Origin of the sequence: Leucobacter ruminantium (assembly GCF_017565705.1) — a bacterium.
Lineage (GTDB): Bacteria > Actinomycetota > Actinomycetes > Actinomycetales > Microbacteriaceae > Leucobacter > Leucobacter ruminantium.
This window is the reverse complement of sequence record NZ_JAGDYL010000019.1, coordinates 1-24677: the sequence shown is the minus strand read 5'-3', so window position 1 is coordinate 24677 and position 24677 is coordinate 1. Positions and strand designations below refer to the sequence as shown.

At 70.3% G+C, this 24677-nt stretch carries 21 protein-coding genes, 1 other RNA gene and 1 pseudogene; 7 read left to right on the top strand and 16 right to left on the bottom strand.

Annotated features, from left to right (window positions below):
- The first annotated feature begins 63 nt into the window (after positions 1-63).
- Together J4H91_RS10870 and J4H91_RS10865 are read left to right on the top strand one after the other, a co-directional pair.
- On the top strand, positions 64-765 hold the full coding sequence (locus J4H91_RS10870; protein ID WP_208046282.1) for a response regulator transcription factor: 702 nt from the start codon (positions 64-66) through the stop codon (positions 763-765).
- Between the two features lies 1 nt (position 766).
- On the top strand, positions 767-2224 hold the full coding sequence (locus tag J4H91_RS10865) for an ATP-binding protein (protein WP_208046281.1): 1458 nt from the start codon (positions 767-769) through the stop codon (positions 2222-2224).
- A gap of 86 nt (positions 2225-2310) precedes the next feature.
- Here the strand turns inward: J4H91_RS10865 and J4H91_RS10860 are convergent, their stop codons facing one another.
- Together J4H91_RS10860 and J4H91_RS10855 are read right to left on the bottom strand one after the other, a co-directional pair.
- Positions 2311-2970 carry a response regulator gene (locus J4H91_RS10860; protein WP_208046280.1) on the bottom strand — a complete coding sequence of 220 codons (660 nt, stop codon included), beginning with the start codon at positions 2968-2970 and terminating at the stop codon, positions 2311-2313.
- Positions 2967-4229 carry a sensor histidine kinase gene (locus J4H91_RS10855; protein ID WP_243752902.1) on the bottom strand — a complete coding sequence of 421 codons (1263 nt, stop codon included), beginning with the start codon at positions 4227-4229 and terminating at the stop codon, positions 2967-2969. Before J4H91_RS10855 ends, J4H91_RS10860 begins: the two co-directional genes overlap by 4 nt.
- Positions 4230-4340: 111 nt before the next feature.
- On the opposite strand from J4H91_RS10855, the gene J4H91_RS10850 reads away from it, so the two are divergent.
- A complete protein-coding gene (locus J4H91_RS10850) occupies positions 4341-5111 on the top strand; it encodes an ABC transporter ATP-binding protein (protein ID WP_208046279.1) in 771 nt (256 codons plus the stop codon).
- Positions 5108-5914 (top strand): ABC transporter permease, encoded by an 807-nt coding sequence (locus tag J4H91_RS10845; RefSeq protein WP_208046278.1) that lies wholly within the window; start codon positions 5108-5110, stop codon positions 5912-5914. The genes J4H91_RS10850 and J4H91_RS10845 overlap by 4 nt, the downstream gene beginning before the upstream one ends.
- Positions 5915-5981: 67 nt before the next feature.
- Here J4H91_RS10845 and ffs read toward each other — a convergent pair.
- The 7 genes from ffs to J4H91_RS10810 all read right to left on the bottom strand — a co-directional run bounded on the left by ffs (position 5982) and on the right by J4H91_RS10810 (position 13198).
- Positions 5982-6078: signal recognition particle sRNA small type (gene ffs, locus J4H91_RS10840), an RNA gene on the bottom strand.
- Between the two features lie 32 nt (positions 6079-6110).
- On the bottom strand, positions 6111-7064 hold the full coding sequence (locus J4H91_RS10835; protein ID WP_208046277.1) for a hypothetical protein: 954 nt from the start codon (positions 7062-7064) through the stop codon (positions 6111-6113).
- Positions 7065-7066: 2 nt separating this feature from the next.
- Positions 7067-9172, bottom strand: coding sequence for an ABC transporter ATP-binding protein (locus J4H91_RS10830; protein WP_208046276.1), 2106 nt, complete (start codon positions 9170-9172; stop codon positions 7067-7069).
- Positions 9172-10920: an ABC transporter transmembrane domain-containing protein gene (locus J4H91_RS10825; protein ID WP_208046275.1), complete on the bottom strand. Its 1749-nt coding sequence runs from the start codon at positions 10918-10920 to the stop codon at positions 9172-9174. Before J4H91_RS10825 ends, J4H91_RS10830 begins: the two co-directional genes overlap by 1 nt.
- A gap of 309 nt (positions 10921-11229) precedes the next feature.
- Positions 11230-11613 carry a 50S ribosomal protein L7/L12 gene (rplL, locus tag J4H91_RS10820; RefSeq protein WP_208046274.1) on the bottom strand — a complete coding sequence of 128 codons (384 nt, stop codon included), beginning with the start codon at positions 11611-11613 and terminating at the stop codon, positions 11230-11232.
- Positions 11614-11696: 83 nt separating this feature from the next.
- A complete protein-coding gene (gene rplJ / locus J4H91_RS10815; RefSeq protein WP_208046273.1) occupies positions 11697-12206 on the bottom strand; it encodes a 50S ribosomal protein L10 in 510 nt (169 codons plus the stop codon).
- 269 nt (positions 12207-12475) lie between these two features.
- Positions 12476-13198 (bottom strand): response regulator transcription factor, encoded by a 723-nt coding sequence (locus J4H91_RS10810; RefSeq protein ID WP_208046272.1) that lies wholly within the window; start codon positions 13196-13198, stop codon positions 12476-12478.
- Positions 13199-13510: 312 nt separating this feature from the next.
- Between J4H91_RS10810 and J4H91_RS10805 the strand changes: the two genes are divergently transcribed.
- Positions 13511-14065 carry a YqaJ viral recombinase family protein gene (locus J4H91_RS10805; protein WP_208046354.1) on the top strand — a complete coding sequence of 185 codons (555 nt, stop codon included), beginning with the start codon at positions 13511-13513 and terminating at the stop codon, positions 14063-14065.
- A 92-nt stretch (positions 14066-14157) separates the two neighbouring features.
- Here J4H91_RS10805 and J4H91_RS10800 read toward each other — a convergent pair whose 3' ends face one another.
- The 7 genes from J4H91_RS10800 to J4H91_RS10770 form a co-directional block, all read right to left on the bottom strand.
- Positions 14158-14853, bottom strand: coding sequence for a PH domain-containing protein (locus J4H91_RS10800; protein WP_208046271.1), 696 nt, complete (start codon positions 14851-14853; stop codon positions 14158-14160).
- Positions 14854-14857: 4 nt separating this feature from the next.
- Positions 14858-16462: an SPFH domain-containing protein gene (locus tag J4H91_RS10795; protein ID WP_208046270.1), complete on the bottom strand. Its 1605-nt coding sequence runs from the start codon at positions 16460-16462 to the stop codon at positions 14858-14860.
- 11 nt (positions 16463-16473) lie between these two features.
- Positions 16474-17067: a hypothetical protein gene (locus tag J4H91_RS10790; RefSeq protein ID WP_208046269.1), complete on the bottom strand. Its 594-nt coding sequence runs from the start codon at positions 17065-17067 to the stop codon at positions 16474-16476.
- A 31-nt stretch (positions 17068-17098) separates the two neighbouring features.
- Positions 17099-19807: an ABC transporter ATP-binding protein/permease gene (locus tag J4H91_RS10785; RefSeq protein ID WP_208046268.1), complete on the bottom strand. Its 2709-nt coding sequence runs from the start codon at positions 19805-19807 to the stop codon at positions 17099-17101.
- The gene (locus tag J4H91_RS10780; protein WP_341783521.1) at positions 19804-20880 is read right to left on the bottom strand and encodes an ABC transporter permease; all 1077 of its coding nucleotides are present in this window, start codon (positions 20878-20880) and stop codon (positions 19804-19806) included. Before J4H91_RS10780 ends, J4H91_RS10785 begins: the two co-directional genes overlap by 4 nt.
- Positions 20881-21081: 201 nt before the next feature.
- On the bottom strand, positions 21082-22653 hold the full coding sequence (locus J4H91_RS10775; protein WP_208046267.1) for an ABC transporter substrate-binding protein: 1572 nt from the start codon (positions 22651-22653) through the stop codon (positions 21082-21084).
- Positions 22650-23990 (bottom strand): amidohydrolase family protein, encoded by a 1341-nt coding sequence (locus J4H91_RS10770; protein ID WP_208046266.1) that lies wholly within the window; start codon positions 23988-23990, stop codon positions 22650-22652. Before J4H91_RS10770 ends, J4H91_RS10775 begins: the two co-directional genes overlap by 4 nt.
- 132 nt (positions 23991-24122) lie before the next feature.
- On the opposite strand from J4H91_RS10770, the gene J4H91_RS10765 reads away from it, so the two are divergent.
- Positions 24123-24506, top strand: coding sequence for a DUF2568 domain-containing protein (locus J4H91_RS10765; protein ID WP_208046265.1), 384 nt, complete (start codon positions 24123-24125; stop codon positions 24504-24506).
- A 47-nt stretch (positions 24507-24553) separates the two neighbouring features.
- Positions 24554-24677, top strand: a pseudogene (locus J4H91_RS10760) (IS5/IS1182 family transposase); the annotation flags it as partial.

The following is a 24677-nucleotide window of genomic DNA, read 5'->3' as shown; positions in this document are numbered from 1 at the left end:
CTCGCTCAATCGGCGGTTTAACACTTCCAGCCAGTTCATAGCAAACGGTCAGAGACTGTGAGCATGACTACACAGCACAAGGGACCCCGGATCCTCATCGTCGACGACGAGCCCAGCATCCGCGAGCTGCTCAGCACGAGCCTGCGGTTCGCCGGCTTCGGCGTGCGCGCGGTCGCCAACGGCGCCCAGACCATCTCGGCGGTGCTCGAGGAGGAGCCCGATCTGATCGTGCTCGACGTCATGCTGCCCGACATGAACGGCTTCAGCGTGACGAAGCGCCTCCGCTCCGCGGGCTACACGGCCCCGATCATCTTCCTCACCGCGAAGGACGAGACCGAGGACAAGGTCGAGGGCCTCACCGTCGGCGGCGACGACTACGTCACGAAGCCGTTCAGCCTCGACGAGATCATCGCGCGTATCAAGGCCGTGCTGCGCCGCACCATCCAGGAGGATGAGGACTCGGTGCTGAGCGTCGGCCCCATCACGATGGATCAGGACACGCACGAGGTGACCGTCTCGGGCACCTCCGTCGAGCTCTCCCCCACCGAGTTCAAGCTGCTGCGCTACCTCATGCAGAATGCGAACCGCGTGCTGTCGAAGGCGCAGATCCTCGACCACGTGTGGGAATACGACTTCAACGGCGACGCGGGCATCGTCGAGTCGTACATCTCGTACCTGCGGCGCAAGCTCGACCCGCTGACGGAGGAGTCGCTGATCCAGACCAAGCGCGGGTTCGGCTACATGCTCAAGACCGAAGCCAAGTAGGGTGGCCTCGCTCGCCGGCCGTTGGGGTGACATCTCGCTGAGGGCGAAGATCACCGGCGTCACGGTGTTCATCCTCTTCCTCGGCCTGATCGTCGCCGGCGTCGGCACGCTCTCGGTGCTGCAGCCGATCCTGAGCGCGAACCAGGCGAACACGCTCAGTCAGCTTCGCAGCGACCCGACCCCCGCGCTCGCCCGCGGAGCCAATACGAACGCCCTCGAGCGCGGCGACGTGCTCTACGCGAACCAGCAGTACTACGTCGCGCTGCTCGATACCGACGGAGAGTTGCAGTACGACAACACGATGGGTCGCCAGGACTCATCGGTGCCCGAAGTGCCGGCGCTGAACATCGACCAGGTGCTGCAGAACGGCGACCGGCTCATCACGCTGCGCAGCTCGTCGGGCACCGAATGGCGCGCCGTCGTCGCCCCCATCACGGCCGACGGGCAACCGCGCGGCACCCTGCTGATCGCGGCGTCGACGGCGGGCATCAACCAGGTGATCGCGAACTACGTCACGATCTTCACGGGCTTCGGCATCGCCGTCATCCTGCTGGGCGCCGCGCTCACTCGTCTGCTCATCACGACGACGCTGCTGCCGCTCGCGGAGGTCGAGAAGACCGCGCTCGAGATCGCACGGGGCGACTACTCCAAGCGCATCATGGTGGCGAACCCGCAGACGGAGGTCGGACACCTCGGCAACTCGCTGAACATCATGCTCGACCGGCTCGACGGCTCGCTCGAGGATCGTGCCCGCACCATCGAGCGCATGCGCCGCTTCATCGGCGACGCCTCGCATGAACTGCGCACGCCTCTCGTATCGGTGCGCGGCTACGCCGAGCTCTACCGCATGGGCGCGCTGCAGGACGAGGAGCAGGTCGGCCAGGCCATGGAGCGCATCGAGAAGGAGGCGATCCGCATGACCTCGCTGGTCGAGGATCTGCTCGCCCTCGCACGTCTCGACGAGGGCCGCGCTCTCGAACTCGCCCCGCTCGACCTGAACCGGCTCGCCCACGACGCCGCGCTCGACGCGCGCGCGCAGGCGCCCGACCGCGAGGTGTCGGTCGTGGAGGACCCGACCGCCCCGGAGGTCTTCGGCGACGAGCACAAGGTGCGGCAGCTCATGACGAACCTGATCGGCAACGCGATGCGGCACACGCCCGCGGGGAGCCCGATCGAGATCGTCGTGTCTTCGTCGCCGGAGACCGGGACGTCGCGGTTCGAGATCGTCGACCACGGCGACGGGGTTCCCGAGCAGATCCGGGAGAAGATCTTCGACCGCTTCTGGCGCGCCGACAACTCCCGCAATCGCGAGACAGGCGGGTCGGGGCTGGGGCTCGCGATCGTGAAGTCGATCGTCGACGCCCACCGCGGCACGGTCAGCGTGCACGAGACCCCGGGCGGCGGTGCGACCTTCCGCGTCGAACTGCCGTCGGTGCAGCAGCCCACCGGCACCTCGTGAGGACTGGGCTCCGCCCGGGTTTCGACTCGCCCCGCTCGCTCAACCAGCGGTGAGGGCCCTGCCCGCTTAACCGTGAGGGTTGGGGCTCAGCCGAGCACGCCCTCGCGCAGCGCGCGCAGCACGGCGCGCGTGCGATCCCTCGCCCCGAGCTTGGCGAGAATCGTCGAGACGTGGTTCTTCACCGTCCCCTCGGCGAGGAACAGGGCGTCCGAGATCTCGCGGTTGCTGTAGCCCTCGGCCATGAGGCGCAGCACCTCGAGCTCCCGCTCCGTCAGCGGCTCGATCGGGAGCGACCGCGCGTCGGCCGGCGCGGGTCCCGAGCGCAGGGCGCGCAGCAGCCGGTCGGTGACCGACGGCGCGATGAGGGTGCCCCCGCCGGCGAGCGCGTCGACCGCGCGGGTCAGCTGCTCGAGCGTGACGTCCTTGAGCAGGTAGCCGCGCGCTCCCGCGTGCAGGGCGTCGAGCACGAGCGCATCGTCGTCGAAGGTGGTGAGCACGAGCACGGGTACGTCGCGGTCCGGATCCCTCGCCGCCTGATCCCTGAGCCTCCGCAGGGTCCAGATGCCGTCCCGATGCGGCATCCGCAGGTCGAGCAGCACCACGTCGGGGCGGGTCTCGGCGATCACGGCGAGCGCCTCCTCGCCGTCGCCGGCCTCCCCCGCGACCTCCACTCCCGCGATCTCGAGCAGGGTGCGGATCCCCTGCCGCACGAGCGCCTGGTCGTCGACGACCACCACGCGGGTCACCCGAGCCCCCGATCCACTGCCGCTCCGGCTTCCGTGGGTCGCGGCGAGGCTGCGGAGGCGAGACCCGAGGATCCCTCGCGGATTCCAGCACCGGAGGCCTCCCCCGCGTCCACCGGCAGCCGCGCCGTGACGCTGAAGCCGCCCGCGCCCTCGAACACCGCGCTGCCGCCGAACGCCTCGAAGCGCTCCTGCAGGCCGCGCAGGCCATTGCCCGGCACCACCTCGCGAGCGCCCCGGCCGTCGTCGCGCGAGCGCAGCAGCACGCCCGACGCCGTCGCGCGCGCCTCGATCCACAGCTCCCGGGCGTGCGCGTGCCGGATCGTGTTGGTGACGATCTCCTGCACCGCTCGCACGAGCAGCACGGTGCGCTCCTCATCGAGTTCGAGCGTCTCGTCGACCTCGAGCACCACGCGGGGCCCGGGCAGATCGCGCACCACGCGCTGCAGGGTCTCGTGCAGCGCGCCGTCCCGCCCGCGCAGCTCGCCCACGGTCGCCCGCACGCTCGACAGCAGCTCGCGCGCCACCGCATCGGCGCGCTCGATGTGCGGGATCGCGGCCGCCCCGGCAGGAGCCCGGTGCTTCGCGGCCTCGAGTTCGAGGGTCAGCACGGTCAGCCGATGCCCGATCAGATCGTGCAGTTCCCGGGAGATGCGCAGCCGCTCATTCGTGCGCGTCGACTCCGCGAGCAGCGCAGAGGCCGCCTGCAGTTCGACGTGCGCCTCGGCCAGAGCGCGGCGCGCCTGCTGCTCACGCAGCAGCGCCGCGGAGCTCAGCAGCGAAGCCGCCTGGATGAGCAGGTAGAACACGCCGAACATCGAGAGCTCGATGAGCACCTCACTGGCGTCGGCCCACGGCGGGTCCGGCAGCGGCCTCCACGGCACGAAAGCCGCGATCAGCACGAGCTGGTTGAGCGCGATCAGCCACCAACCCGCGCGCAACGGCGCGATGTAGGGGCATACCGAGACCGTCACCACGAGCAGGATCGCGACGATCCCTCGACCGCCCGCCCCCAGCACGAGCGCCCACGACGCCAGCACGGCGACCCCGAACGGGCCGTGCACCCGGAGGCTGAGACGCTGCGGTTCGTCGACGCCCCAGATCCCCGCCAGCAGCGCGAGGAGCATCACGACGAACAACCCCACCCAGAGGGGATGAGGGATCCGCGTCGGCGCCCAAGCGAAGAGCGCCGGGCCCGCGGCGACCACCATCACCGCGAGCATCGCCGCGCCCGACCACAGTTCGGGGTTGAAGCGCCGCATACCCTCCAGCGTACGGGGACTGAGTGCGCCGCGCAGGTGCCGGAAGTCACCTTCGCCGACGTGACCGGCGGCACGGGCGGTGCGGCCGCGCCGCGACCTAGCGTGAGTGGCATGGACGGGAATCAGAATCACGGTGAGGCGGAACCGGCGATCGTCGTCGAGGGTTTGCACAAGCGGTACGGGCAGAAGATCGCAGTCGACGACGTCGGCCTGCGGGTCGAGCGCGGAGAGATCTTCGGGATCCTCGGCGCGAACGGGGCCGGTAAGACCACGACGGTGGAGACGATCGCCGGTCTGCACAGGGCGGGACGGCACGACCGCGGCACCGTGCGCGTGCTCGGGCTCGACCCGCAGCGCGACCGCGCGGCGCTGCGACAGGTGCTCGGCGTGCAGTTGCAGGATGCGAGGTTGCACGACGCGCTCACCGTCGATGAGCTGATCGGCCTCTACCGGAGCTTCTACCCGCACCCGCGACCCGCGGCCGAGCTCGTCGGACTCGTCGGGCTCGAGGAGCAACGGAGCGTGCGGTTCGACAAGCTCTCGGGCGGGCAGCAGCAGCGTCTCTCGATCGCGCTCGCGCTCACCGGGCGGCCGCGCGTCGTGATCCTCGACGAGCTGACCACGGGCCTCGACCCGAAGTCCAGGCGGCAGATGTGGGCGACCGTCGAGCAGTTGCGCGACGAGGGATCCACGATCCTGCTCGTCAGCCACGCCATGGAGGAGGTCGAACGGTTGTGCGACCGCGTCGCCCTGCTCGACGCGGGGCGCGTGCTCGCGACCGGCACCCCCGCGGCTCTCGTGGCCGAGGCCGGTGCCGCCGACCTCGACGAGGCCTTCGTCGCGCTCACCGGCAAACACGCCGAAGAGGAGGAGGCAGCATGAATGCGAACGCACCGGCGCCGGGCTTCACCGAGACAGGCGGGACGGCCGCAGCCCCGCGCCGGCCGGGCCTCGCGGCATGGCTGCGGCTGTGCGTCTGCGAGGCGAAGATGACCGCGCGCGACACCGCGGGGCTCGTGGTCCCGTTCGGCCTGCCGATCCTCATCCTGCTCACCTCGGCATCGGGAGCCGGAACCGAGATCGTCGCGTACGGACGCAGCGCGCTCGACCTGTACGTGCTGCCGCTCGTCTTCGTCATGGTCGCGACGCTCATCGGGGTGACCAATATGCCGAGCTTCCTCGCCACCTACCGGCGCACCGGCGTGCTGCGGCGGCTCGCCACGACGCCCCTCTCGCCGCTCGCGGTGCTCGGAGCGCAGGTCGCTGTGAGCTTCGTGCAGGCAGCGCTGGGGATCGCCCTCGCCTACGGCGTGGCAGCGATCTTCTTCGGGGCGCGGATGCCCGTGCAACCCTGGACCGCTCTCGGCGTGCTGCTGCTCACGATGCTCGCCATGTACGGCGTCGGCATGGTCGTCGCCTCGGCCTCTCCCACGCCGAACGCGGCCGTGGCGATCGGGATCATCGGATTTCTCGGACTCGGAGCCCTCGGCGGCATGTTCGGGTCGCGCGACTCGCTGCCCGGGTGGCTCGCCGCGGTGGGCGAGGCGCTGCCGTTCGGTGCGGGGGTGGAGGCGCTGTCGGCCGCATGGGCGGGCCTGCCCGTCGAGCCCGCGCACCTCGTCGGCCTCGGTGTCTCCGCCGTGCTCGGTGCGGTCGTCGCGGCGATGTTCTTCCGTTGGGAGTGAGCAGGGCGGGCGACGCGCCTCGCTCAATCAGCGGGGGTGCTTCGCCCACCGGGGCGCCGGGGCGGAAATGCAAGACTCCCCACGCACCCGCCAGAGCCCCGGTACCCTTGCTTCGTTTCCGACCTGGGGGAGTTCCCGGAGATAGCGCCACGTGGGGAGCCTCACCAGTCTAGCGGATGCCGAGGAGCGGTTCGAATCACGCCTCGGTTGGCCGTGCCGCCGCGAGGGCGCGGCGACGCCAGCCCTCGATGCGGCGCTCCCCCTCGACCCGGCCCAGCTCCCACCGTGCTTCGGGGTGGGAGTGATACCAGCGGAGCGCTGTGTAGACGGCGTCGCGAGGCACCGAGTAACCATCGGCCGCCAGCCACTGCTCCCGCGATGTCACCTCACCGCCCGGGAGCAGCGCGAGACGGATGAGATCGAGGTTCTCGCCCCGGTGGCGGCGCGGGAGCAGCACCGAACCGGGAAGATCGGTGCCGACAGCGGTGCGGCGCGCGGTGACGCTCTTGATCTGGGTCCAGGGGATCTCGATGTCTCGGCCGGGGACGCGCACGGTCACGCTCGTCTCGCCGAGCGCGACGCCGCTGGGCCGCGTGCCGAAGCTGCCCCCGCGGATGCGTCTGCCGATCATGAGCGCCGTGACCCAGCCGCTCGCGACCGCGAGAAGGGCGACCGGCACGAGGGCGAGCAGGTAGCCGCCCTCCCCCGTATCCTCGTTGAGGAGCGGGGCGAGGCCGAGCAGCACCAGCACGATGTAGACGACGAGCGCGCTCAGCGCGAGCGTCGCCTCCGCCCCGGCGATGAGCAGCGGCAGCCGCGCGGGGCGCGTGGGCGCGAGATGCACCCAGGAGTCCGCGGTCGGCCTCTCCGCGCGGGTCATCACCGTCGCGTTGATGTAGCGGAAGGCGCCGCGCGGGCGCCGCTGCGGGATGAGGCCGAAGCCGATCAGCGAGAAACAGCTGAAGAGGAGACCGGTGAGGAGCGCGTGCACGCGCTCCCCCTCGGCCAGATCCCGTGCGAGCAGAAGGGCACCGGCCAAGGCGGCACCGATGCCGAACGTTGCCGCCTTCCACGCCGAGAACGTCGGCTCGACCGGAGGCCAGGGGAACGGCTCGAAGCCGTTCCCCTGGGAGGCGGGGCTGTCCGACACCGTCACTCGCCCCGCTCGGCCTCGCCGCTCTCCTCCACTGGCGTCTCATCCATCACCGGGATGACCCCCGTGGTCGCGGGCTCCTCGAACAGCTCGGCAGCGCGCTCCTCGGCGTCCTCGCCCGCGAACTGTGCCTGGTGGAGCGCGTAATAGGCGCCCTTCTTCGCCAGCAGTTCCTCGTGCGTGCCCTGCTCCACGATCCGACCGCTCTCCATCATGAGGATGGTGTCGGCATCGCGGATCGTCGACAGACGGTGCGCGATGACGAATGAGGTGCGGTCGGCGCGCAGGGCGCGCATCGCCTGCTGCACCAGTACCTCGGTGCGGGTGTCGACCGACGAGGTCGCCTCGTCGAGGATCAGCAGCGAGGGGTTCGCGATGAAGGCGCGCGCGATGGTCAGCAGCTGCCGCTCACCCGCCGACAGCGACGACGCGTTCTCGGAGATCACGGTGTCGTAGCCGTCGGGCAGCTGGCGCACGAAGCGGTCGACCATCGTCGCCTGCGCGGCCTCCACGATCTCGTCGTCGGTCGCGTCGAGGCGGCCGTAGCGGATGTTCTCCCGGATCGTGCCGTCGAACAGCCACGCGTCCTGCAGCACCATGCCGACGTGTCCGCGCAGTTCGGCGCGAGACAGCCGGGTGATGTCGACGCCGTCGAGCAGGATGCGTCCGCTGTTCAGCTCGTAGAACCGCATGATGAGGTTCACGAGCGTGGTCTTGCCCGCGCCCGTGGGGCCGACGATCGCCACGGTGTGACCCGGTCGGGCCTCGAGCGAGAGATCCTCGATCAGCGACGACTCGGGGTCGTAGCTGAAGGAGACGTGCTCGAACTCGACGTGCCCGTCGGTGCGCTCGGGCAGCGACGACTCTGCGGTGTCGGGGTCCTGCTCGTCTGCGTCGAGCAGCTCGAAGGTGCGCTCCGCCGAGGCGACACCCGATTGCAGCATGTTGGCCATGCCCGCCATCTGCCCGATGGGCTGGGAGAACTCGCGCGAGTACTGGATGAACGCGGTCACGTCGCCCAGTGTCATCTGGCCGCCCGTGACGCGGAGCGCGCCGACCACGGCGATGAGCACGTAGCTGAGATACTGCACGAACTGCATCGAGGGCATGATGGTCCCGGAGAGCGCCTGCGCCTTGAACGAGGCCTGGAACAGGCCCTCGTTGCGGCGGTCGAACTCCTCGGTCATCTCCACATCGCGGTTGAAGATGCGCACGAGCTCGTGGCCGGTGAACGACTCCTCGATGTGACCGTTGAGATCGCCCGTGTTCTTCCACTGCGCCACGAACAGCTTCTGTGCGCGCACGCCCACGAAACCGGCGATGATGCCCGAGAGCGGCAGCGCGATCAGCGCGAGCAGGGCCAGCTGCCACGACACGGCGAACATCATGATCGCGATGCCGAGCACGGTGAGCGCGGATTGCACCAGCTGCGACAGCGCCTGCTGCAGCGCCTGCTGGATGTTGTCCACGTCGTTCGTGACCCGCGAGAGCACGTCGCCGCGCTGTCGCCCGTCGAAATAGCTGAGCGGCAGGCGGTTGATCTTCTCCTCGATGTCCTCGCGCAGACGGTAGACGACGCGCATCACCAGGCGGTTCAGGATGTAGCCGTTCCACCACATCAGGAAGGAGGCCACCAGGTAGAGGCCGAGCACCGCGATGATCAGGCGGGCGAGCAGACCGAAGTCGATGCCCTCGCCGGGTACGATGTTCGCGCCGCTGAGCATGTCGGCGAACTGGTCGTTGCCCTCGGCCCTGGCACCCTGGATGATCTGCTCGAGCGGCACACCGGCGGGCAGCTGCTTGCCGATGATGCCGTTGAAGATCACATCCATCGCCTGGCCGAGAACCTTGGGTGCGATCACGGTCAGGACGACCGAGATCACGACGAGCGCGACGACGAAGCCGAACAGCAGCTTCTCGGGGGCGAGCAGGCCGAAGAGTCGCCTGGCCGATGGCCAGAAGTGCTTCGCCTTCTTGGTCGGCTGCGTGCCCGACCAGTCGTCGTTATCGGGCTGGTAGTCGTCGGGCAGCTCGAACTCATCGGTCGCGGTGGTCACCGCGCCGCCTGCGGTCGAACCGCCGTCCTGCTTCTTCTTGCGCGCCATCAGGCCGCACCTCCACTCGCCTCAGCCGTTTCCAGCTGCGATCGCACGATCTCCTGGTAGACCTCGTTGCTCTCGAGCAACTCGTCGTGGGTGCCGCGTCCGACGATCTCGCCGTCTTCGACGACGAGGATCTGATCGGCCTCGGTGATGGTCGACACTCGCTGAGCCACGATGATCGTCGTCGCCCCCGCCGTCGCGTCGGGCAGCGCTTCGCGCAGCTTCGCGTCCGTCGCGACGTCGAGCGCCGAGAAGGAATCGTCGAACAGGTAGACCCGGGGCCTCGCCACGAGCGCCCGCGCGATCGAGAGCCGCTGGCGCTGGCCACCCGAGACGCTCGTGCCGCCCTGCGAGACCGGCTCGTCGAGCTGGTGCTCCTTCTCGCGGACGAAGTCGGCGCCCTGAGCCACGCGCAGGGCCTCCCACAGCTCCTCGTCCGTCGCATCGGCGCGACCGAAGCGGAGGTTCGACGCGATCGTGCCGGAGAACAGGTACGGCCGCTGCGGCACGAGACTCGCCGCCTCGGCGAGCTGAGCGCGCGTGAGAGACGAGACCGGCACGCCGTCGATCGTGATCGACCCCTCCTGCGGATCGTAGAGCCGCAGGAGGAGATTGAGCAGCACTGTCTTGCCCGAGCCGGTGGAGCCGATGATCGCGGTCGTGCGACCGGGCTCGGCGACGAAGCTCGCGTTGCGGATGACGGGCTTCTCAGCACCGGGGAAGCCGAAGGTGACTCCGTCGAACTCGATGCGGCCCTCGGTCGGCGTCGGGGCGGTCGCCCGCTCGGGGAAGGACAGGGTCGACTCCGTCTCGAGCAGTTCGCGGATGCGCTCGGCGCAGACGACGGCGCGCGGGATCATCATCGTCATGAACACGCCCATCATGACCGCCATGAGGATCTGCAGCAGATACTGCAGGAAGGCGGTCAGCGAGCCGACCTCCACGTCGCCCGCCTCGACCCGGTGCCCGCCGAACCACAGCACGGCTGCCGTCGCGAAGTGCAGCACCATCATGATGACCGGGAACATGAGCACGAAGATGTTGCCGACCTTCACCGACACGTCGGTGATGTCGCGGTTGGCTACGCCGTAGCGATCCCTCTCGAAATTCTCGCGCACGAACGCCCGCACCACCCGGATGCCCATGATCTGCTCGCGCAGCACGCCGTTGATCGCGTCGACCTTCTCCTGCATGGTGCGGAACAGCGGCAGCAGCAGCCAGACGAGCAGGCCGACGATCACCGCCAGCACCGCGACCGACACCCACACGAGCCAGGCCATGCCCGCATCCTCTCGCAGGGCCATGATGATGCCGCCGATCGCCATGATCGGCGCGGAGACCATGAAGTTGAAGGTCATCAGCACGAGCATCTGGATCTGCTGCACGTCGTTGGTGCCGCGCGTGATGAGCGTGCCGGCCCCGAACCTCGTCGCCTCGAGCGTGGAGAGGGAGTCGACCTTGCGGTAGACCTCGCGACGCAGATCACGGCCGATGCCCATCGAGGCGCGCGCGCCGCAATAGACGGCGAACACGGCCGTGATGACCTGGCCGAGCGACACGATCAGCATGAAGCCGCCCGTGCGCCAGATGAAATCGGTATCGCCCTGGGCGATGCCCTTGTCGATGATCTGCGCGTTGAGGCTCGGCAGCCACAGCGCCGCGATCGTCGACAGCAGTTGCAATACGAGCACCGCGGCGATGAACCACCAGTACTTCTTCGCGTGTCGAAGGGTCAATGAGATGAGGGCCACGAGGATCCTTTCGTCCTGCGCCAGTCTGATCCGTACCACTGACATTCGCGAGAGGACGCACGCAGAAGCGGCTCAGTAGCGTCATGGCGAATGGAAAACGGATCGTAGCAGCCGAGAAACAGTAGCAGATGTCGGACGGAATCACCAGTCTCGAGGCCGTGATCGCGCGAAAGGAGGAAGAGGACCGGAGGAGGCGGGCCGAGGCGAAGGCGAGCGTTAGGGATTCCTCATCGAAAACGACGGCGGCCCCGCGAAAGTGTCGAAACACTCCCGCGGGGCCGCCGGGAATCGCCTGAGGGCGAAGAGGGCTTAGGCGAGCTTGACGCCGGCGCCTGCCTCCTCGAGCTTGGCCTTGGCGGCCTCCGCGTCCTCCTTGTTCGCGCCCTCGAGCACGTTCTTCGGAGCCTCCTCGACGAGAGCCTTCGCCTCGCCCAGGCCCAGGCCGGTCAGCTCGCGCACGACCTTGATGACCTGGATCTTCTTGTCGCCGGCCGACTCGAGGACGACGTCGAACTCGTCCTTCTCCTCGACGGCCTCGGCAGCGCCACCGGCGGCCGGAGCAGCGGCGACGGCGACCGGAGCGGCAGCCGACACGTCGAAGGTCTCCTCGAACGCCTTCACGAACTCCGAGAGCTCGATGAGGGTGAGCTCCTTGAACTGCTCGAGCAGCTCTTCAGTCGAAAGCTTAGCCATTGTGTTTCTCCTTGATGTCTGCCCCCGTGCGTGCGCACGGCAGGCGGGTCTTGTTGTGGGTATGTATCCGACGGGGTCGGAACTTACGCGTCCTGCTTCTCCTGCAGCGCGCCGAAGCCGCGTGCGGCCTTGGCGGGCAGAGCGTTGAACAGCTGAGCTGCACCGACGAGAGCAGCCTGCATGGCGCCTGCGGCCTTGGCCAGCAGCACCTCGCGGCTCTCAAGATCGGCAAGCTTGCCAACCTCGGCGGCGGTCAGGGCGTTGCCATCGAAGTAGCCCGCCTTCACCACCAGAAGAGGGTTGGCCTTGGCGAAGTCACGCAGGGCCTTGGCGACCGCGACGGTGTCACCGTGCACGAAGGCGAGAGCCGAGGGACCGGCGAGCTCGTCATCGAAAGCGGTGATCCCGGCGTTGTTGGCCGCAATCTTGGTCAGCGTGTTCTTCGCCACGGCGTAAGTCGCGTGCTCGCGGATGCTGTTGCGGAGATCCCGCAGCTGGGCAACCGTGAGACCGCGGTACTCAGTCAGCAGAACGGCGTCCGACTCTTCAAACTTGCGCTGAAGATCGGCGACCGTAGCGTCCTTCGTAGCCATGGCGCTCCCTAGCTTGTCGTAACCCGGGCGACGGACGTCGCACGGGGGCCGGCGCCGCTCGGAACTCGCTCTCGAAACGAGAAAAGCTCCGGCGCGCACGCACGGAGCTTCAGAGAGTGAGGGATCGAGTCCGCTCCTCAAGGAGTTCGTACCTGCGCAGGTCTCTGCTCTCGCAGACGTTCCGGGATCCTTGCGGACCCTACCGGCGGTCTTGGGCCGTCGGAAACTCTATCACGTTTCGTTGATGCGTGCGAGCCGGTCCGCCCGGGTCAGTTCGCCGGCTTCAGCATGTAGCCGGCGCCGCGCACCGTGTGGAGCATGGGATCCCTGCCCGAATCGATCTTCTTGCGCAGGTAGGAGATGTAGAGCTCGACGACGGTCGACTTGCCCGAGAAGTCGTATGCCCAGACGCGGTCGAGGATCTGCGCCTTCGAGAGCACGCGCCCCGGGTTGCGCATCAGATAGCGCAGCAGCTCGAACTCCGTGCTGGTGACCTGGATGGGCTCGCCCGCGCGCTCCACCTCGTAGCTGTCCTCGTTGAGGCTGAGGTCTCCGACCCGCAGCACGGGATCGGGCTGCAGTGCGGCCGCCATCTGCGAGCGTCGCACCAGCCCGCGTAGGCGCGCGATCAGCTCCTCCAGGCTGAACGGCTTCACCACGTAGTCGTCTCCGCCCGCGGTGAGCCCCTTCACCCGATCCTCCACCGAGTCGAGCGCGGTCAGGAAGAGCACCGGGAAGAGCGCACCTCCGCTGCGCACGCGCGAGAGCAGCTGCATGCCATCCATGTCGGGCAGCATGATGTCGAACACGGCGACGTCGGGTTCGCGCTCCTTGATGCGTTCCAGCGCCTCCGCCGCGTTCGAGGCCGTCTCGACGTTCCACCCCTCGTAGCGGAGTGCCATCGACACGAGCTGAGTGATCGAGTCCTCATCGTCGACGATGAGCGCCCTGAGCTTCTCGCTCTCGGCTGGCACCTTGCCCCGCTTGTCCATGTTCAGTCCCCGGTCCGTTCGTCCTGCCTCGCGGAACCCGCCGCGAGTCGAGCGGGCTACCTCAGTACCCCTGCGGCGCAGTCGGGGCGCACGCCCCGGGATCTGCGGCTCACAGGAAGACAATACTCCGCACGGCTCCCGAGCACCCGCAAGAGATCCGCTCGCGTTCGCCGAGCGCCCGGTTCGCAGCGCACGGGCGGATTCCGCTCTCAGTGAGGGATCGGCTACACGCGCGACGCGCTGCGCCCGCGCGGCACGGAGGCGTGGGAGACTGGTGGGGTGACCGTTCTCGCCCCCGCCTACCTGCGCCGCATGGTGACGGACGGCAGCGACCGCGGCGAGTGGTTCCGGGCCCGGGCGCGCGGCATCACCGCGACCGATGTCGCGAAACTCTCGACGCCGCGCTCCATCGAGGCGGCGGCGCGGGAGAAGCTCTTCGGCAGCCGTTTCAGCGGCAACGCCTACACCGACCACGGCAAGGCCAGGGAGCCCGAGATCGCGGCATGGGTGCAGCGGGAGCACGGGATCTCTCCGAGCCAGGCGCTCTTCCACGCCGAGTTCGACCGGCGCCACCTCGCCACTCCCGACGGGCTCGCCCTGCGCGAGGACGGCTGCGTCGAACTCGCCGAGATCAAGACCACCAACAAGGAGTGGCGCTCGATCCCTCGCCAGTATCTGCGGCAGGTGTGGTGGCAGCAGTACGTGCTCGGCGCCGAGCGCACGCTCATGGTGTGGGAGCGCCACGAGAACTTCGTGCCGGTCGGCGAGCCCGAGTTCCGGTGGGTCGATCGCGATGAGAGCGAGATAGAGCGGCTCGTGAAGCTGGCCTCGCAGCTCATCGACGTGCTCATCGAGCGCACGACGTAACCGGCCGCTCCCGGGAGCGACGCAAGTCGGTCGCCCGTCTCCGAACGGTGCCTACGAGCGCGCCGGGTCTACCGGAGGGAGACGCGCGGGGCCTACCAGAACGAGACGGGGGCAGAGGGATCCGCGGCCGGAGGCCGGCCGCCCAGAGCCGACTGCGGGAACACCGCGGTCGGGTCGTGGCCGGCAGCGGCGGGGAACGCCTGCGCGCTCGGCGTTCCCGCTCCGCCCGGCGTGCCGAGACCCGCGGGGGCGCCCGGCACGCCCGGCATCCCGAAGGCCCGCGTCGAGTGCTCGTAGTTGCGCTCGACGAGTTCCTGCAGCGCGTCGGTCACGACGCCCGCTCCCGGCACGTCCTCGATGCGGATGCTCTCGGAGCCCACGAGCAGGTCGATGCTGCCGGAGCCGAAGAGCCGCTGGCCCGGCGTGCGCCGCGATCGCACCTCGCGCACCCGCGAGAGCGCGACCTCGGAACGGTGACGCACGAAGACGCCGTGGCGCAGGATGACGCGGCGGGTCGTCACGGTGACGCGCCGCGTCAACCAGAGCAGGATCGGCACGACGCCGAGCAGCAGCGCGGCCAGTGCGGCACCGGCAGCGGCGGCGAGGTTCATCCAGGGCTCGCTCAGCGCGCCCACCCAGAACCCCGCCGCCGCCGCGACGACGATGAGCACCAGCACGGGCAGCACGAGTCGGCGGCCGTGGCGCCGCAGCCGCAGCACGACGGCTTCGGGCTGCGCGTACGAGGACGGCGGGGGCCCGAGCATCGCGTCGAGATCGGTGTGCGGCATACGCCTATTCTGCCGCGTTCGGCTGCGACTCCCCTGCGGCGTTCTGAGCGGCCGCGCCCGCAGCGCTCTGAGCGCTCGCAGCCGCCGCATCCGCGCGGGCCTCCGCATCGCGCACTGCCTCCGAGGCGGTCGAGACGGCCTCGGCGGCCTCGGCGACCGCGCGCCCCGCCGATTCGGCGGCGGGCGAGGGATCCGCCTCGTTCCTCGCGGATGCGCGTCCGGCGGCGGCACCCGCGGCACCGCCGGCGACGACGCCGTTGAGCATACCGACGAGGTCGATGCCCACCGTGTCCTTCGCCATCTCCAGCAGGCCCTTGATGTTGCCCATGGCGTCGCCCGCGACCTTCGAGGTGCCGTCGGTGGTGACGACGGTCATGTTGTCGATCGCGCCGATCGCCCGCGCGTACTCGTTCGCGATCTCGGGCAGCAGGTGGATGAGCTCCTGCGCCAGCACGGCCTGCGACTGGGTCTCGAGCGCGCGAGCGCGGGCGTCGATCGCCGCGGCCTCCGCCGTGCCCTTCGCCTTCAGCGCCGCCGCCTCGGCTCGACCCTCGGCTTCGAGCGCTTCGGCGGCCGCGATACGCGCCGCCCGGCTCGCGAGACCCTCGCGCTCGATCGCGGCGGCGCGGCCCTCGGCCGCGGAGATCGCGGCGGCGGCCTCCGCCTTCGCGAGCTGCTCGACCCGGTAGGCCTCGGCCTCGGCGACCGCGCGCACGTCTGCGTTCAGCTTCTCGGTGCGCAGCGCGACCTCTTTCTGGGCGGTGATCTGCTGCTGCTGCACGATGGCCTGCTGCTGGATCGCCTGCTCGAGCGGTTCGGCTGCGGATGCCTGCGCGGTGGCCTTGTCGGTCTCGACCTGCACGGCGGCCTGACGCAGCTTCAGCTCACGATTGCGATCGACGAGCACCTGCTCGGCCGCGATCTTCGCCTCCTGCGACGCCTGGTAGGCGTTCGTCTCGGCGATGTCGGCGGCCTGACGCACCTTCGCGGCCTCGGGGCGTCCGATGTTCGTGATGTAGTCGGCGCCGTCGCGGATCTCCTGGATCTGCAGGGTGTCGACGACGAGGCCCTGCTTCGTCAGCGCCTCCTCGGCGGCCTCGAGCACGCTCTGCGCCACGACCGCGCGATCCCTGATGATCTGCAGCACGGTCAGGCCGCCGATGATCGAGCGCAGGGAACCCGACAGCACCTCCTGCGTCGACTCGTCGATCTCGTCGGAGTTCGAGAGGAATCGCTGGGCGGCCGCCCGGATCATCTCCTGCGTGCCCCCGACCTTCACGACCGCGACGGCCTGCGCCTGGATCGTGATGCCGTCGGTCGTCTGCGCCTCCGTGGTGATCGAGAGACGGCGCGAGCGCAGCGAGATCGTGAACGACTTCTGCACGAAGGGCACGACGAACACGCCGCCGCCCGTCACGACCTTCTGCCCCGAGAGATCCCTCGTCCGGTTGCCCGCGGCGTCGACCACCTCCTTGCCCTTGCCGCCCGTGACGATGATCGCCTCGTCGGGCTTCGCGATGCGATAGCGCTTGATGATGACGAGCGCGATCAGCACGAGCGCGATGACGGCGCCGAAGATGCCGACTATCGCCGGGCTTGCGAGGAACATGGAGTCTCCGTTCAGTCGGACGGTGGGTTCGGGTCTGGGGGCGACTGCTCTGGCGCGGGTGCCACGGGCTCGACCGGCTCGACTCGCACCGAGGTGGAGGTCACCGTCTGCACGATGCGAACGGCGGTACCGCGGGCGATGGGTCGGTCGGAGACCGCCGAGAGCGAGATGCGCTCGCCGTGGCGCACGAGCGCCACCTCGCCGAGGCCCGTCGCGGGGATGGCGAGCACCACCGAGCCGACGGAGCCGACGAGCTCGTCTCCGCTCACCGCCGTGTTCGACTCCGCCCCGCGGATGAGCCTGGTCAGCCACCACGCCGCAGCGCCGCCGAGCAGGCCGGCCAGGGCGCCGAGCACCGAGGCGAGCGAAGTGCTCATGCCCGCCCCCACGCAGGCGAAGGCGGCGAAGCCGAAGATCGCGGTGAACGCCGCGATCGTCGTGAGGCTGAGCGGACCGTCGCCGAAATCGAGCGCGTCGAAGATGCCGTCGAGCAGCAGCGACACGAGCAGCAGCAGCGCACCGGCGATGCCGATCACGAGGAAGACGCCGCCCGCGATGAGCGAGCCGTCGAGCAGCCGCTCGACCCACGACACGATGCCGTCCATCTCGCACCTCCTCTGCTCGGTCCGCCCCAGTCTACCGAGGGGGTCCGACATCGGCTCCGGCGAGCCTCGGCACCGCGTCGAGCAGCCGCCGACTGTACGGGTCGCTCGGAGACGTGAAGAAGTCGGGGCCGCCGTGCTCGACGATCCGACCGTCGCGCATCACCGCGACCTCATCGCACAGCCGGTGCACCACCGCCAGGTCGTGCGACACGAAGACGAGCGCGAGGCCCAGCTCGCGCCGCAGCTCCCGAAGCAGCTCGACGATCTCCGCCTGCACGGAGACGTCGAGCGCACTCGTGGGCTCGTCGGCGACGAGCACCCGGGGGGCCGCGGCGAGCGCTCGCGCGATCGCCACCCGCTGCCGCTGCCCGCCCGACAGCTCGTGCGGGTAGGCGCCCGCGACGCCCGCGTCGAGGCGCACCAGTTCGAGCAGTTCGGGCACGCGCGCGGCTCCGGCGAGCTCGGCGACGGTCGCGCCCGCGGTCATGCGGGGGTTGAGGGAGGAATAGGGATCCTGCGGAACCAGCTGCACGGCCCGGCGCAGCATCGCGCCTCGCCGCCTCGGCAGCGGGACGCCGTCGAGCCGCACGCTCCCCGCGCTCACCGGCAGCTGGCCGACGATCGCGCGGGCGAGCGTCGTCTTGCCGGAGCCCGACTCCCCCACGAGACCCAGCGCACCGCCCGCGGCGACCGCGAGCGTCGCACCGCGCACGGCAACGGCGCGCCCGTAGCGCACGTCGACGGCGTCGACCTCGAGCACCGGTACCCCGGCGCGGCCCCCGCCTTCCCTACCTTGAGGGGTCACGTTTGGGGGTTTAGGAGCCCCGATAACCCCCAAACGCGACCCCTCGTCAAGAGTCGGGGCGTGCACGGGGGTCGGCGCGGGGGTGGCCGCGGGCGCGGAGGCGGGATCCGAGGCGTGCGAGGAGCCCGGTGCGGACGGCGGCGCCGGCGAGGGATCGAGCGGCGGCAGCACGGGCAGCGCATCGAGCAGGGCCCGGGTGTAGGGCGCACGAGGATCCCTCACGACCTCCTCCATCCGCCCCTCCTCGACCGCAGCGCCCGCTCGCATCACGAGCACCCGCTCGCAGACCTCGGCGACGACGGCGAGGTCGTGGCTCACGAACACGAGCGTCAGCCCCCGCTCGCGGCGCAGCCGCGCGAGCAGTTCGAGCACCTGGCGCTGCACGGTCACGTCGAGGGCGGTGGTGGGTTCGTCGCAGAGCAGCACGTCGGGGTTCGCAGCGAGCGCCATCGCGATCACCGCGCGCTGCCGCTGCCCGCCCGAGAGCTGGTGCGGGTAGGCGCGCGCGATGCGCTGCGGATCGGGCAGCCCCGCGGCGGTCAGCAGTTCGAGCGCGCGATCGGCGAGGGATCCCCGACGGGCGGCTCCCGCGACACGCGCACGGGCCGCCGCACCCCTCCCGGCCGCGGCACCCCGGCCGGCCGCCCCGTGCCGTCCGTCCGCACCATCCCGTTCGGCCGCGGCGACGGCCTCGCGCAGCTGCGCACCCACCCGGGTGAGCGGGTCGAGCGCGGTCAGCGGATCCTGGAACACCATCCCGACCCGACCGCCGACGCCGATCTCGCCCGACGCGACACGGGTGCCCGCCGGCATCATGCCGAGCAGGGCGCGCAGCGTCAGGCTCTTCCCCGAGCCCGACTCCCCCACGATGCCGAGCGCACCGCCGGGTTCCACTGCGAGGTCGAGCCCGCCCACGAGGGGCGATCCCTCGCGGTTCTCGACCCGCAGGCCGCGCACGCGCAGCTCCCCCGTCCGCAGCCCGGTCGGCTCCGAACCGGTGGCGCGGCGCGCACGGCGCGGAATGCGCGCGCGGCGCGGCGCGGGATCGCGGCCGATGCGCAGCAGGTCGCCCGTGCCGTCCCCGAGCAGCGAGAACGCGATGCCCGTCACCACGACGGCGAGGCCCGGCATCGCCGACAGCCACCAGGCCGAGGTGATGAAGGGCTGACCGTCGAGGATCATGGTGCCCCAGTCGGGCGTGGGCGGCTGGATGCCGAGGGAGAGATAGCCGAGGGTGACGATCGCGACCATGATCAGCACGATCTCGGTCGCGAGCAGCACGACCGCCTGCGGCAGGATGTTCGGCAGCACGTGGCGCAGCAGCACCCGCACGTGCGAGAGCCCGCCCCCGCGTGCTGCCAGCACCCAGTCCGCGTCGCGCAGTGCCGCGGTCATCGCGCCCAGCACGCGCGCGTAGCCGACCCAGCCGACGAGCGCGAAGGTCAGCACGATTCCGCCCTCGCCCGCGCCCACCGCGAAGGCGATCGCGATCACGAGCACGTAGAAGGGGAAGGCGATCACGGTGTCGGTGACGCGGTCGACCGCCCACCCGACGAATCCGCCGAGCGCCCGGCCGAAGTAGCCGGAGAGGAGCCCGACGAGCACGCCGATCGCGAACGGTGCGATCGCGGCCAGCAGCGCGATGCGCAGGTCCGTGCGGGCGGCGAACAGCACGCGCGAGAAGATGTCGCGGCCCAGCTGGTCGGTGCCGAACCAGTGCGCGAGGGATGGCGGCTGCAACCCGGCGGAGAGGTTCTGCTCGGTCGGCGAGTAGGGCGCGACGAGCGGGGCGAGGAGCGCCGCCCCGACGATGAGCGCGGTGAGGACCGCACCGGCGACGAGCGCCGGCGAGACGCGGCGACGCGCGGGCCGTGCCGCGCGCGTCGCCGCTCGGGCGATCCCCGCGGGAGGCCCGCCCGGTCGGCGCGCGCTCATCGCGGGTCTCCCGCCGCCGGGTCGTTCGTTCCCGTCACGGGACCCGGAGCGTGTACCGGCGCATCGAAGGTCGTCGCCACGGCGGACGGGAGCGGATCCCTCACCCGCCCCGAACCCGCGCGCAACCGCGGGTCGAGCAGCGCCGACAGCAGGCCCGCGAGCGTCGTCACGGCGACCACCGCGACCGCGCAGTAGAGCGCGATGCCCTGCACCACGGGGAAGTCCCGACTGCCGATCGAGGTGAAGAGCAGGGTGCCCAGCCCGTTGATGCCGAACACCTTCTCCACCACGAGCGTGCCCCCGATCAGGTAGGCGGTGTTCACGCTCAGCAGCGTGAGCGTCGGCAGCGCGGCTCCGCGCAGCACGTGGCGCAGCACGACCGCGCGCTCGGGGATGCCCGCGGCGCGTAGCGTTGTCACGAAGTCGGACGCCAGCACCTCGACGAGCTGGGCGCGGAGCGAGCGGATCAGCGGCGGCGCCATGCCGAGTGCCACCGCGAGGGCCGGGAGGAAGAGGCTGCGCAGCGGCTCGCCCGGTCCCTCGCCGACACCGCCGACCGGGAACCACTCGAACTCGACCGCGAACACGATGATGAGCAGCAGGCCGATCCAGAAGAGCGGCATGCCCATGCCGATCGTCGGCAGCACGCGGATGACGTGGTCGACCCAGCCGTCCTTCCGGAGGGCCGCCGCGAGCGCGAGCGGCACCGCGATGAGCACCGCGAGCAGCACGGCGAGGCCCACGATGCCGAGGCTCACCGGCGCCTTCGCGAGGATCATCTCCCGCGTCGACGCCCCCGAGACGAGCGAGTCGCCCGTGTCGAAACGGGTGAGCACCTGGGCGACGAAGGCGGTGAACTGATCCCACAGCGGCTGGTCGAGGCCGAGCCGACCGCGGAGATCCGCGATGGACCGCGACGTGGCCTGGTCGCCGAGGATCATCGTCGCAGGGTCGCCCGGTACCAGCCGCAGCAGGAAGAACACCGCGACGACCACGCCGAGCATCACGGGTACCACGCGCGCGAGCAGCAGGCCCGTCGCCGCGAGCACCCGCAGCACCGTGTTCTTCGTCACCGCTTCACCCTAACTTTCGTTCGCCTCACGAGCACACCGTGAGCACACCCGTTCCGTCCGACTACGCCCGTACTGTTCGGGCGTAGTCGGACGGAACGGGTGTACTCGCGAGAGGCCGGGCGAGGGATCCCTCGCCCCGAACCGAACCGAACCGACCCGACCCGACCCGACCCGGCCCGAATCGACCCGGCCCGCCCCGCGCTACGCGCTCAGCCAGGCGTCCTGGAAGCGCACCGACCCGTTCGGCAGCACGGTGAAGCCGTGCACGCCGGAGGTCGTCGCCTTCAGGTTGGCCGGGAAGAAGAGCGGGATGTAGGGCACCTCGTCGGCGAGGATCTTCTGGATCTCGAAGTAGACCCGCTCGCGCTCGTCGCCCTCGGGCGTCGTGCGCCCCTCGTGCATGAGTGCGGTCACGCGGTCGTCGGTGAAGTGCGTCCAGTACGACTTGCTGAAGCCCTCGGGGTCGGCCTGGAAGGTGACGAAGCCGTTGGGGTCGGGCGAGTCGAGCTGCCCGCTGTTGAGCATGAAGTCGTAGTCGTAGGCCTTGAACCGCTCGCGGAAGGTGGCGATGTCGAGCTGCTCGATCTTGACGGTGATGCCGATCTTCGCGAGCGAGTCCTGCACGATCTGGGCGATCTGCGCGCGCTGCGAGTTGCCGCTCGCGATCAGCAGCGTCGTCTCGAAGCCGTCGGGGTACTGCGACCTCGCGAGCTCGTCCTTCGCCGTCTCGACGTCGAACGCGAGGTCGTAGCCCTCGTCGTTCGCCGAGTAGGCGACGTTCGGCGGCAGCAGCACGTTCGCGACCTCGGCGGTGCCGAAGGTCGTGGCGGCCGTGATTCCCTCGCGGTCGAGCGCGTGGGCGATGGCCCGACGCACGTGCGGGTCGGCGAACTGCTCGCGCTGCGTGTTGAAGAAGACCTGCTCGGTCGACCAGCCCGGGGTCTGCGAGAGCACGGTGTCGGCGGAGTCGCCGACCTCGGCCGCGTTCGAGGGAGGCACGATGTCGATCGCGTCGAGCTGACCGGCGGCGAGCTGCTGACGCAGCTGCGTGTCATCGGCGACGAACTTGTAGACGAGCTCGTCGATGTAGGGGCGGCCCTCCTGCCAGTAGTGCTCGTTCTTGACGAAGGTGAGGTCGCCGGTGGGATCCCACTCCTGCACGACGAACGGACCGGTGCCGACGGGCTTCTGGAAGAACTCCTCCTCGGTCGCGCCGCCGAAGTCTGCGGGGAAGATGCCGTTGGAGAAGCTCGACAACTCCGAGAGGAAGGGTGTGTAGGGCTCGCTGAGCGTGATGGTCACCTCGCGCTCTCCAGTCGCCTCGATCGAGGTGATGGGCGCGGTGAGCGGCAGCGGCCCCTCGACCTCCAGGTGCCGATTGAGCGAGAAGACCACGTCGTCCGGCGTGACGTCCTCGCCGTTCGAGAACTTCAGGCCGTCGCGCAGGGTGAAGACGTAGCTCGTGCCATCGTCGCTCTCGGAGTACTCGGCCAGCCACGGCACGATCTCGCCGCTCTCGTCGAAGCTGACGAGCGGTTCGAAGATCTTGTCGATCGCGAAGGCGTTGTTCGCCGTGATCTGCTGGTTGAGGTCGAGGTCGTTCACGGCGGCCGAGCGGCCGAAGACGAGGGTGCCTCCGCTGACGGGTGCCTCGTCAGCGGGAGCCTGCTCGGCGGTCCGGCCGCCCGAGCAGGCGCTGAGCAGGAGGGCCGCCGACACGGCGGCTGCCGCGAGGGCGAGGCGTCTGCGCCTCGGGGTGGGTGTGCTGGTCACTGCGGTTCCTTTCGGGTGCGGGTGGTGGCGGGGCGCTGGGCGCCTCCGGGTGCGGGGTGGTCCAAGGCGGCGTGCGGTGCCGCGGCGATGCGGGAGGGGGATCCCTCCCCTTCCGCGAGGGATCCTGCCGGGCGGAGGACGGCCGGGTCAAGGACGCGACCCCCGAGGATGACGGCGACGACCGCGTCGGGGTCGCCGAGCGCGCCGGGGTCGCGCGGGTCGCGGCGCAGGATCACCGCGTCGGCGATCGCGCCGTCGGCGATGACGCCCGAAGGGGCGTCATCGGCGTGCGCGACGCGGGCGAGCAACTCTGCCCCGCCGCGCGTGGCCGCGAGGAGCGCCTCCTCCGGGGCGAGACCCGCTGCGACGAGCGCGTCGACCTCGCGGCCTCCCGTGCCGTGCTGCTCGGGGGTGCCGGAGTCGGTGCCGACGGCGAGCGCGAGACCCGCGTCCCTGGCGCGCAGCACGGCCGCCGGGTGCGCGGAGACGGCCTCGTCGACGCGGGCTCGGAATGCGGCGGGGAGGGATCCCTCGCCGATCATGCGCTGCACGAGCCGGTAGATGCGCAGCGTCGGCACAAGGGTCATGCCCCGCTCGGCCGCGCGGCACGCCTGCTCGTCGGTCAGGAAGATGCCGTGCTCGATGCTGAGCGCCCCGGCCTCGATCGCGGCGTCGATCGCGGCGCCGCCCCACGCGTGCACCATCACGCCCGCGCCTGCCTGCTCCGCCAGGCGCACGGCGTCGCGCACCTCGCCGGGTGTGAAGACGGGGTCGAGACCCGAGCCGGGAGGCGATGCGACCGAGGCGGTCGCGACGAGCTTCACCCAGTTCGCGCCGGCCGCGAGCGCGGCCTCGACGGCCGGGCCGATCCCGCCCGCGGCGTCTGCGGCGGAGCGGTCGATCATGGTGACGGAGTGCTGCAGGCGGGGGATCGAGAGCGGATCGTCCGACGGGTTGCCTGGGCGGTGCGACGGCGCGAGACCGCCCGCGTCTCGCACCGAGGTGAAGCCGGCCGCGAGCAGGCGCGCGAGCGCCGCATCGGTCGCGGCGGCGGTCTCGGATTCGCTCAGGAGCGCGCGGTCGGCCGCGTCGAAGGCGTGCCACGCGAGATGCGCGTGGGCGTCGACGAGGCCGGGGATCATCCACAGTCCCGTGCCGTCAATCTCGTCGCTGCCGTGCGCGATGCCGCTCCCGGGGGCGGGCTCGGCGCTCGCACCGATGCGGAACCGGCCCGAAGCCCACGAGACGTCGACGGGCGCGCCGAAATCGCCGCGCTCGTCGAGCGCGCGGATCCCTCTCACCACCGGCACCGTGACTCCGTCTCCTCCGCGATCCATGTCGAGACCCATCTGGTCTATGAGAAGACGCTAACTCACCACCAAGCAATGGACCACTTCTCGCGGTGCGCGCTGAACCACCCACGCCCGTCTCATGAGAGACGAGGGATCGGTCGCGGGTAGACTGTCGGGGTGACCAACGCCTCCGAACACCCCGTGACCGCACAGCCCTCGTCCGCACGCACCGCAGCGACCCTGCAGCTCGTGCGCGGCCTGTTCCAGCTGGTCGCCGTCGCGGCGGTCACCGTGTGGGGCTTCCTCGCGTGGCCGCTGCCCTTCCCGGGCGTGCTCACCGGTCTCGGGTTCCTCGTGCTGTCGGTGCTGATCTGGGCGTTGTTCCTGTCGCCCCGCCCAGTGCTGCGCACCGACCGCTTCGGGCAGGCGCTCGTCGAGCTGCTGCTGCTCGCCGCGGCCGTCGCAGCGCTGCTCGACTTCGGGATCTTCTGGGTCTGGCCCGTGCTGTTCGGCGTCGCCGGGGCCGTGGTCGGCTATATCGCGTCGGCCCGCAGGGGCTAGGGCGTGTCTCCTATATGAGTCGGTGAAGTTCGGGCAGGCTGAGGATCATGGTTCGCCGGTCGAGGTTCACGCAGTTCACGAACGATCAATGGGAACGCGTTGAACCTTTGCTGCCATCGAATGAGGGACGTAAGGGTCGTCCGTTCGAGGACAATCGGCGTGTGGTCGAGG